At 75.1% G+C, this 7,769-nt stretch carries 7 protein-coding genes; 6 read left to right on the top strand and 1 reads right to left on the bottom strand.

Going from position 1 to position 7,769, the window contains the following annotated elements:
* The first annotated feature begins 60 nt into the window (after window positions 1-60).
* The 4 genes from GPJ59_RS30610 to GPJ59_RS30625 all read left to right on the top strand — a co-directional run bounded on the left by GPJ59_RS30610 (window position 61) and on the right by GPJ59_RS30625 (window position 4,711).
* Complete coding sequence (locus tag GPJ59_RS30610) at window positions 61-1,236, top strand: vWA domain-containing protein (protein WP_219671176.1); 1,176 nt, start codon at window positions 61-63, stop codon at window positions 1,234-1,236.
* A gap of 104 nt (window positions 1,237-1,340) precedes the next feature.
* Window positions 1,341-2,093: a DUF72 domain-containing protein gene (locus GPJ59_RS30615; RefSeq protein WP_219671171.1), complete on the top strand. Its 753-nt coding sequence runs from the start codon at window positions 1,341-1,343 to the stop codon at window positions 2,091-2,093.
* A gap of 357 nt (window positions 2,094-2,450) precedes the next feature.
* Window positions 2,451-3,029, top strand: a complete 579-nt coding sequence (locus GPJ59_RS30620; protein WP_219671172.1) for an RNA polymerase sigma factor — start codon at window positions 2,451-2,453, stop codon at window positions 3,027-3,029.
* An 890-nt stretch (window positions 3,030-3,919) separates the two neighbouring features.
* Window positions 3,920-4,711: an IclR family transcriptional regulator gene (locus tag GPJ59_RS30625; RefSeq protein WP_219671177.1), complete on the top strand. Its 792-nt coding sequence runs from the start codon at window positions 3,920-3,922 to the stop codon at window positions 4,709-4,711.
* Between the two features lie 153 nt (window positions 4,712-4,864).
* On the opposite strand, the gene GPJ59_RS30630 is transcribed toward GPJ59_RS30625, so the two are convergent.
* Window positions 4,865-5,107, bottom strand: coding sequence for a chaplin (locus GPJ59_RS30630; RefSeq protein ID WP_219671173.1), 243 nt, complete (start codon window positions 5,105-5,107; stop codon window positions 4,865-4,867).
* A 361-nt stretch (window positions 5,108-5,468) separates the two neighbouring features.
* On the opposite strand from GPJ59_RS30630, the gene GPJ59_RS30635 reads away from it, so the two are divergent.
* Both GPJ59_RS30635 and GPJ59_RS30640 read left to right on the top strand, forming a co-directional pair.
* The gene (locus GPJ59_RS30635; RefSeq protein WP_219671174.1) at window positions 5,469-6,761 is read left to right on the top strand and encodes a VWA domain-containing protein; all 1,293 of its coding nucleotides are present in this window, start codon (window positions 5,469-5,471) and stop codon (window positions 6,759-6,761) included.
* Window positions 6,761-7,561 carry a hypothetical protein gene (locus GPJ59_RS30640; RefSeq protein WP_219671175.1) on the top strand — a complete coding sequence of 267 codons (801 nt, stop codon included), beginning with the start codon at window positions 6,761-6,763 and terminating at the stop codon, window positions 7,559-7,561. The genes GPJ59_RS30635 and GPJ59_RS30640 overlap by 1 nt, the downstream gene beginning before the upstream one ends.
* The last annotated feature ends 208 nt before the right edge of the window (window positions 7,562-7,769 follow it).

Genomic DNA, 7,769 nt, shown 5'->3' on the forward strand with positions numbered 1-7,769 from the left:
GCCCAGCCCGGGCCCGGCACGCCGTGCGAGCACACCGGGCGGCCCGAGGACGCCGCGCGGCTGCTCGACACCGCCAAGCTGCTGGCCGCCCGCTACCGGGCGGCCGAGGACCGGCCGTACCTCGCCTCCGCGCTGTACTCCCTGACGGTCGTGCCCGCCACCCGGGTGCCGACCATGGGCGTCGACCGGCACTGGCGCGTCTACGTGTCGCCCCGCTTCGTGGCGGCCACACCGGTCGCGGAGCTCGCGGGGGTCTGGGTGCACGAGGTGGCGCACCTGCTCAGGGACCACCACGGGCGCTCCGACCGGCTGCCGGCCGCCGACCAGCGGGACACCGTCCGGGTCAACATCGCCCAGGACTGCGAGATCAACGACGACCTGCTCGCCGACGGGCTCCTGCTTCCCGCGGGCCGGGTCGAACCGAAGGACTACGGCCTGCCCGAGGGCGGCCTGTTCGAGACCTACCTGCCGTCGATCCCGCCCACCCCGGCCGGCTGCTCCCTGGACTGCGGCTCCGGCGCCCACGGCGTCCCCGTTCCCTGGGAGCTCGGTGACAGCGCCGGCCCGGCCCGCCTCGGCCCCGTCGAGGCCGACGCGCTGCGCCGTACGACCGCCCAGGCCATGCGCGCGCACCAGCGCGCCCGCGGCCGGCTGCCCGCGGGCTGGCAGCGCTGGGCGCAGGAGGTCCTCGAACCCACCGTCGACTGGCGCCAGGCCCTCTCCGGAGCGGTCCGGGAGGCCGCCGCCTGGGCCGGCGGAGCCGTGGACTACACCTACCGCAGGCCCTCCCGCCGCACGCCCGCGCTGCGCGGGGTCGTCCTGCCGAGCCTGCGCCGGCCGCTGCCCCGCGTCGCGATCGTCGTCGACACCTCGGGATCGATGGGCGAGGACGACCTGGCCGCCGCCCTGGGCGAAGTCACCGGCGTGCTGCGGGAGGTCGGGGTCCGGGGCAACCGGGTCGCCGTCCTGGCCTGCGACGCCGACGTGCACGCCGTCGCCCGCGTGACCAGTGCCGAACAGGTGGTGCTGGGCGGGGGCGGCGGCACGGACATGCGGGTCGGCATCGACGCCGCCCTCGCCGGGCCGGAGCGCCCGAACATCGTCGTCGTCCTGACCGACGGCTACACCCCCTGGCCGCAGGAGTCCCCCTCCTGCCGGCTGATCGCCGCCCTGATCGGTGAGGACGCGCCCGCGCCACCCGCCTGGATCGAGACCGTCCGGGTCGGGCCGGCGTAACGGCCACCCGGCCCTACGCCGGGACCGCTGGACGGGGCCCGCCGGACGGGTGGCCCGTGCCGCGCCACCGCATCGGGGCGTGCCCGGCCGGGAACACGCCCTGTGTGCCGGTGATCGTAGGGACGTCCGGGTGGCAGTACCGCGACTGGTCCGGGGTGCTCTATCCCCCCGAGGTGCCGCAGCGGTTGTGGCTGGAGGAGTACGCGCGGACGTTCCCCACGGTGGAGAGCAACAACGCCTTCTACCGGCTCCCCGAGCCGGAGACCTTCGCGGCATGGCGGGAACGCACCCCCGCCGGCTTCGTGTTCGCCGTCAAGGCCAGCCGGTTCCTGACGCACATCAAGCGGCTGCGCGAGCCCGAGGAGCCGGTCCACCGCCTGATGGAGCACGCCGCGGCCCTCCGCGACCGGCTCGGCCCGGTGCTGCTCCAGCTCCCGCCCACCCTGCGCGCCGACCCGGAGGCCCTCGACGCCTGCCTGCGTTGTTTCCCGCGCGGCACCCGGGTGGCCGTCGAACCGCGCCACGACTCGTGGTGGACCGACGAGGTCCGCTCGGTGCTGGCCGACCGCGGGGCCGCGCTGTGCTGGGCCGACCACGGTTCCCGGCCGGTCACCCCGCTGTGGCGCACCGCCGACTGGGGGTACGTCCGCTTCCACGAGGGCCGGGCCGCGCCCTGGCCCGCGTACGGCAGGACCGCTCTGCGCAGTTGGGCCGCCCGCATCGCCGGGACCTGGCCGGCTGACGCAGACGTCTTCGCCTACTTCAACAACGACCCCGGCGGGGCGGCGGTCCGGGGCGCCCTGGAGTTCACCCGCCTCACGGGCGGGCACGAGGCACGTACCCCGCCGACAGGCTGACGAGGACCGGTCGACCGGTCCCGGACCCTCCGGCGCGCACCCGGGTGGCGGGCGTGCGCGCCGGCGTGAGGGGGCGCGCGGCGCGGCGGATGCGCCAGCTGCCGCGAACCGGTCGGGACCGGCGTGCACATTCGGTGGGTCTTTCGGCTTGGCTGGTGCGTGAGAGCACTTGCTGTCGTTGTTCCGGCTGCCGGTACACCTGGGGGACCGGCAGCCGAAGGGGGAGCCTCCACCTTTGACCCGGAAGGATTCGCGCCACCGTGGATCTTGTCGAGAACGCCGTCCTCGTGCTGATAGCGGCCGCCACCGCCCGCCCGCCCGTACCTGACCCGGTCAGGGAGCGACACGGGGGCGCGCATGGGTGAAGGAGAGTTCGACCCGTCGGGGGACCGGACGGTCTCCAGCGAGCTGTCCGGTGTGCTGCCGGTGGACTTCCTGGCGTTCCACTCGCAGCACCACCGCGTCTACCTGCACTACGCGCATCTCCAGCTGGGTGCGCGGCGGATCGCGGTGGACGTCGTCGACGACGTGTTCACGTTCCTGCTCAAGGTGTGGCCGCAGGTGCTGCGGCAGGAGAGCCTGCACGGTTTCGCGTGGGCGGTGCTGCGCGAGCACGTCGAACGGCGGCTGGCGGTCCTGGACCGTCCGGTGGCCATGGTGGAGACGGCGTGGTTCGCGGCCCTGCGGCGCACCTCGCGCAAGCGGCTGGAGCTGCTGGAGTCGAAGCTCGGCCTGTACGCGGCCATCGCCGACCTGCCGGAACGCCATTACGACGTCATGGTGCTGACGTACCTGGCGGGGTTGGAGGGTGAGCTCGTGGCGCAACTCATGGGCATCGCGCCCGCGACGGTCCGCTCGCACATCCGCACCGCACGCCGGGTGCTGGCCCGCAGGATCGGGCTGGACTGGGTCCCTGGAGAGGAGAAGGAGCAGTGAGCGACACGATGCGCAATCGCGACGCCGTGTCCGTGGATGTGGGCGAGGCCCTCAAGGACGCGGAGGTCCTCACCGATGAGTACGCCGGCTTCGACGAGTACTCCGCCCGCCGCCGGATCGCCCGGCGCGTGGTGGCGGACCGGGCCCGCAGCGTGGCCGCCCGCCCGTCGCCGCCCGCGGTTCCCGCGCAGTGCCCGCTGGCGGCGGCGGCCGACCGGCAGCTGATGCTCGACGCCGCCTGCCACGTGCGGGCCGCCCGTACCCTGGACGCGGTGGCCCAGGTGGTGGTCGCCAGCCGGGAGTTCACCGGACGCGCGCTGGCCCCGGGCGCCTGGCCGCACAGCCAGGAGGCGGCCCTGCTGTTCGGCTGCCTCCTGCGGCTCGGCGGCCTGACCGAGGGCGCCCAGTTCTGGCTGCAGTACGCCGCCGGCGCCGGGTCCCGTACCGCCGCCCGAGCCCTGTACCTGCTGCACCTGACCCGCGCCGAGGTGGCGACCGCCCGGCACTGGAACCGGCAGGCGGCCGCACTGGACCCGGACGAGGGCCTGCCGTTGCTGCCGCCCGTCCCGGACGACCTGGAGGACGCCCTCGGCGCGTCGGTGATCTGGACCTCGCCGCCCATCACCACCCAGGACCTCACCCGCATCAGCCCCTCGCCGGACCCGGACCCGTACACCGAGCGGCGGCTGCCCGCAGCGCTGAAGCAGGCCGTGGTCGCACTGGTGCCGCAGGAGGACCTGGACCTCGGGGAGGTGCTGACCTCCAGCGCCTCGTTGGCGCACGCGCTGGCCCGTGGCGCCCGGCTGGACCCGCCGGACCACCTCGTGGAGGTGGCGGGGGAGGGCGGGGACCCACAGCCGCGCCCGTCAGGCGTGGCCCGGGTGCCACGCGTGGCGGACGGGCAGCCACCCCCCGCCGCGCTGGCCGGCGTGCACCGGGCGCTGCGGGTCCTGGAGGTCGTCCACCGCTACTCGGGAGGGGTCAGCCTGGCGCAGATCGCCCGTGAGACCGGGCTGCCCCAGCTCAAACTGGCCCGGGTGATGACCCGCCTCGTCCGGACGAACCTGGCGGCCCCGGCCGGCCCGGGCGCCTATGTGGCGGGCCCCGCCCTGCGGTTGTCCGCCGCAGGAGGCTCCGCGGAGCTGGGGCAGTTGCAGCAGACGCTCGCCGTGGTGCGGGACGCCGTCGGAGCCGCCGTGTACGTCGGGCGGTACCAGGACGGCGAGGTCGCCATCACCCAGTACGCCGACGGGCCCGAGGCCCCGGTGGTGGACGAGTGGGTCGACTTCCGGGTGGCGGCGCACGCCTCGGCGGTCGGCAAGGCCCTGCTGACGCAGCTGGATCCCGAGGACCGCAGAGACCATCTGGCCCGGTACAGGACGGTCCGCTTCACCGAGCACACCGTGGACACCGAACAGGCGCTGTGCCACGAGCTCGACACCCGGCCGCCGGGCGTCCCGCTGTTCGACCTCCAGGAGTACGCGCTGGGCACGGTGTGCGCGGCCGTACCGATCAGGTCCGGCCCGAACCCCGAGTGCGTGGCCCTGTCCCTGCCCGATCCCGACCTCCGCCGGCTCGGCCGGGCCGCGCGGATCCTGCAGAGCGAGGCGGCCGCCGTGCTGCTGGCCCTGCTCGTCACAGGAAGCGCCTCCGCGCCCGCGTTAGCCCCGTCCGGGTCCTGACCCCGCCGGCCGGGGGCACCCCCTGAACGACCGTGCCGCCCCTACGGGGAGGGGTGGCACGGTCTTGCCGTACCGGGCCCCGCCAGGACAGCGGGACGCCCGCCCCGTCCCGCGCCACGGGGCGCCGGACGGGGCGGGCGGACGGACCGGTCGTCAGTCGTTGATGCAGACGTTGGCCGCGGCCGGGTTGAGAATGCCGATGATGTTGATGCTGTTGCCGCAGACGTTGATCGGGATGTGGATCGGAACCTGAACCACGTTGCCCGAGAGCACACCGGGGGAGCCCACGGCCACACCGTTCGCGGTGCTGTCGGCCAGGGCGGTGCCAGCGGTCCCGGCGAACGCCAGGCCTGCGGCCGCCAGGGCGAGCGCCGCGTTCTTGACAAGACGTGACATCGGAGAACTCCTCCATGCTGATTCCGGCGGCACACCGCGGTGCCGCACGACCGGGAACGGCCCGGCCCGCACCTTCTCTTCGGCAGCTCGGGGCGCCGGGTTGGGCGCTGGAGGCCGTAATCCCTCGAAAGGGCGACCGTCCGACAGCCGACCGGTGCAGCCCGGTCGGACCCCCGTCCCCGCCCTTCGCACGGGCGCGCGATCAGCTTCGGTCGAGGGCGGACCGCGGGAACGACCCTTACGGAACAAGGGCGATCGACGCGTGCGGAGCAGCCCGCGGCACCGCTCTGCGGGGGCCTCGCGGACGGCGGAAGCGGAACCCGTTTTGGAGCGGTGGGACCATCCTCAATACGATCCGCCGATGATCACAAGAAAATGGCTGGCGGCCGGGGTCTGCGCACTGCTCGCAGCCCTCTCCGTCGGACTCTCCCCGACGACCGCCGCGGCCGGTGAGCCGACGGCGAAGGAACCGCCCAAGGTCGAGCTGGTGCTGGACGTCAGCGGCTCGATGCGTGCCACCGACATCGACGGAACGTCCCGGATGGCCGCGGCCAAGCAGGCGTTCAACGAGGTCATCGACGCGGTACCGGACGAGGTGCTCCTCGGCATCCGCACCCTCGGCGCCACCTACCCCGGCGACGACCGGCAGCTCGGCTGCAAGGACACCAAGCAGCTCTACCCCGTGGGCAAGCTCGACCGGACCGAGGCCAAGACGGCCGTCGCCACCCTCGCCCCCACCGGCTGGACCCCGATCGGCCCGGCCCTCCTCGGCGCGGCCGCCGACCTCGACGGCGGCAACGGCACCCGGCGGATCGTCCTGATCACCGACGGCGAGGACACCTGCGCCCCGCTCGACCCCTGCGAGGTGGCCCGCGACATCGCCGCCAAGGGCATACACCTGGTGGTCGACACCCTCGGACTGGTCCCGGACGCCAAGACCCGCGACCAGCTGACCTGTATCGCCGAGGCCACCGGCGGCACGTACACCTCGGTGCAGCACACGAACGAACTCTCCGGACGGGTGCGGCAGCTGGTCGACCGCGCCGCCGACCCGGTCGTCACCCCGGTGGCCACCCAGGGCGCCGCGGCCTGCCAGGCCGCACCCCTGCTGGCGCCCGGCCTCTACAGCGACCGCGAGGCCTTCGGCGAGCACCGCTGGTACCGGGTGGCCGTCCGACCGGGCCAGGAGCTGCGCGCCTCGGTGAGCATCGCCGCCGACCGCGCCGTGAACAACGACTACGGCGTCCTGCTGCGGGCCACCACCGTGCACGGGCGCGAGATCGTCCGCGGTTCGGAGGCCGGCACCGGGCGCACCGACGTGATCTCGACCGGCCTGCGCTACCCGAAGGGCCCGGTCGACGACGAGGAAGAGGAGGGCCGCACCGGTTCGGACGGCAAACCCGCCGCCGAGACCGTCTGCCTCCAGGTCAGCAACTCCTTCTCGGCCCCGGCCGGGGTGAAGACCACCCCGGGCATGCCCGTCGAGCTCACCGTCGACCTCGTGGACGGCCCCGACCGGTCGTCCGACGCGGCCGCCTTCGGCCTCGGACGCGGCTGGTGGTTCCTCGCCGCCCTGGTCCTGGCCGGGCTGCTGGCCGGCCTGGTGTGGGGCTGGATCTCCCGCTGGCGCATCTCTGTCTGGAGGACCAACTGATGCGGGCCGTACGCGTACTGACCACCGCCCTGCTGGCCGGCGCCGCCGCTGTGGCCGCGACGGGAACGGGCGTGGCGGACACCCCGTCGGCGTCCCCAGGCCGGGGCAGCACCAAGGACGGCGCAGCCCAGGCCGCTCCGACCGAGGCCGGCACGGGCTTCCGTACCGCGACGCCGTTCCGGCCCGGACAGAAGGCGACCGCCGCCGCCTCCACCGGCGACCACCTGTACTGGGTCGTGCCCTTGGACTCCCAGCAGCGGGCGACTGTGAAGGCCACCGTCACCCTGCCCGCGGCCGCCTCCCGGCACGGCTCCTCGACCTGGCAGCTCGACGTGTACGACGGCCTGCGCCGCCGGCAGGCGTGCACCTACGGCACCCAGACCGTGTCGGCGCCCAAGGACGCGGCCGCGGTCGACCTGTCCTGCACCCTGCGCACGGTCCGCCCCGGCGCCGAGCCGTGGGCCAACGACCCGCTCCCGGGCAGCTACTACGTCCGCCTGACGGTCGTCGGCCTGCAGAAGGAGGACCTGGGCCTGCCGGTGAAGGCGGCGGTCGAGGCCGACGTCAAGGAGACCGGCGGGGCGTACCGGACCGACGGCGCGCTCGGCGCGCCGCTGGTGTCCGGTGCCGTCGCCCCGGGCCGGCCGGGCTCGCTGCGCGAACCCGAGGACGGCTGGTCCGGCGGCCGGTGGTCCGACCGCTGGGTGTGGACGGCGGCCGGCGGCGCCCTCGGCGCCCTCGCGGGCGTCTTCGGCTACTCCCTCACGCGGGGCTCGGGCCGGCCCCGGCCCCGGAGCTGAACCGGCGTGGGGGGGGCCCCCCCCCCCCGGCGGCCGCCCCCCCCCCGGCCCCCCCCACTCGGAAGGGGTGAATCTGGCCGACACCGGGGAAGCCCCGCCGGGGGTCCCAGGCTCGGGCCCGTGGCTCGGGTGTGGCGGCGAGGAGCGCGTGCGGGCAGCGGCCGGCCGGGGGGAGGGGGGGTGGCGGGCGGGCCGCCTCGGGGCGCCG

The organism is Streptomyces bambusae (assembly GCF_019400985.1).
Taxonomy (GTDB): Bacteria; Actinomycetota; Actinomycetes; order Streptomycetales; family Streptomycetaceae; genus Streptomyces; species Streptomyces bambusae_A.